We start from the raw sequence: 1632 nt of genomic DNA, 5'->3' as shown, positions 1-1632 counted from the left end.
GTCAACGGCACCGAGCGAGTTGTGGTGTCGCAGCTGGTGCGTTCACCGGGGGTGTATTTCGACGCGTCGATCGACAAGGGCACCGAGAAGACGCTGCATTCGGCGCGGGTGATTCCGTCGCGCGGTGCGTGGCTGGAATTCGATGTCGACAAGCGCGACACCGTCGGTGTGCGTATCGATCGCAAGCGTCGTCAGCCGGTCACCGTGCTGCTGAAGGCATTGGGCTGGACCAGTGAACGGATCGCCGAGCGGTTCGGCTTCTCCGAGATCATGACCACCTCGCTGGCCAAGGACAACATCGCCGGCACCGACGAGGCGCTGCTCGACATCCACCGCAAGCTGCGGCCGGGCGAGCCGCCGACCAAGGAGTCCGCGCAGAACCTGCTGGAGAACCTGTTCTTCCGGGACAACCGCTACGACCTCGGCGCGGTCGGCCGCTACAAGATCAACAAGAAACTCGGGACGCACGGAGGGCGCACGGGCGGTCCGCGCGTGCTGACCGAGGACGATATCGTCACCATCATCGAGTACCTGTTGCGTTTGCGCGCAGGCGATTCCACGATGACCGCGCCCGGCGGGCCGGAGGTGCCGGTCGAGGTCGACGATATCGACCACTTCGGCAACCGGCGGGTCCGTACGGTCGGCGAGTTGATCCAGAATCAGATCCGCATCGGGCTCTCGCGGATGGAGCGAGTGGTCCGGGAACGGATGACGACCCAGGATGTCGAGGCCATCACCCCGCAGACACTGATCAACATCCGCCCGATCACGGCGGCGGTCCGCGAGTTCTTCGGCAGCTCACAACTGTCGCAGTTCCTGGACGAACGCAACCCGCTGGCGAGCCTGACCAACAAGCGCCGGCTGTCGGCGCTGGGGCCGGGCGGTCTGAGCCGGGAGCGCGCCGGCCTCGAGGTCCGCGATGTGCACTACAGCCACTACGGCCGGATGTGCCCGATCGAGACCCCGGAAGGTCCGAGTATCGGCCTGATCGGCTACCTCTCGGTGTACGCGCGGGTCAATCCGTTCGGTTTCATCGAAACCCCGTATCGACGGGTGGTCGACGGCGCCGTCACCGACGAGGTCGACTATCTGACCGCCGACGAGGAGGATCGGCACGTCGTCGCGCAGGCCAACGAACCGCTCGATGCCGGCGGACGCTTCGTGGCCGCGCGAATTCCGGTGCGGCGCAAGAATTCCGAGGTCGAGCTCGTCGATTCGACCCTGATCGACTATATGGATGTCTCGCCGCGCCAGATGGTGTCGGTGGCGACCGCCATGATCCCGTTCCTCGAACACGACGACGCCAACCGCGCCCTGATGGGTGCGAACATGCAGAAACAGGCGGTGCCGCTGCTGCGCACCGAGGCGCCGCTGGTCGGCACCGGTGTGGAGCGACGGGCCGCCGTCGATGCCGGCGATCTGATCGTCAACGAGAAAGCCGGTGTGGTGGAGGAGGTTTCGGCCGACTACATCACCGTCGTGCACGACGACGGGACGCGGCGCAGCTATCGGCTGCGGAAGTTCTCGCGCACGAATCAGGGCACCTGCGCCAACCAGCGCCCCATCGTGGACGAAGGACAGCGGGTGGCCGGCGGAGATGTCCTCGCCGACGGTCCGGCCACCGAGAACGGT

The 1632-nt window shown here is 66.2% G+C and carries 1 protein-coding gene; it reads left to right on the top strand.

From position 1 onward, the window contains the following. The coding region (locus tag NK1_RS33155; protein WP_501193614.1) for an RNA polymerDNA-directed RNA polymerase subunit B at positions 1-1632 on the top strand (1632 nt) is incomplete at both ends.

Origin of the sequence: Nocardia kruczakiae NBRC 101016 (genome assembly GCF_001612965.1) — a bacterium.
GTDB lineage: Bacteria > Actinomycetota > Actinomycetes > Mycobacteriales > Mycobacteriaceae > Nocardia > Nocardia kruczakiae.
The sequence above is the reverse complement of the archived record's forward strand: the minus strand, read 5'-3'. Positions and strand labels throughout refer to the sequence as shown.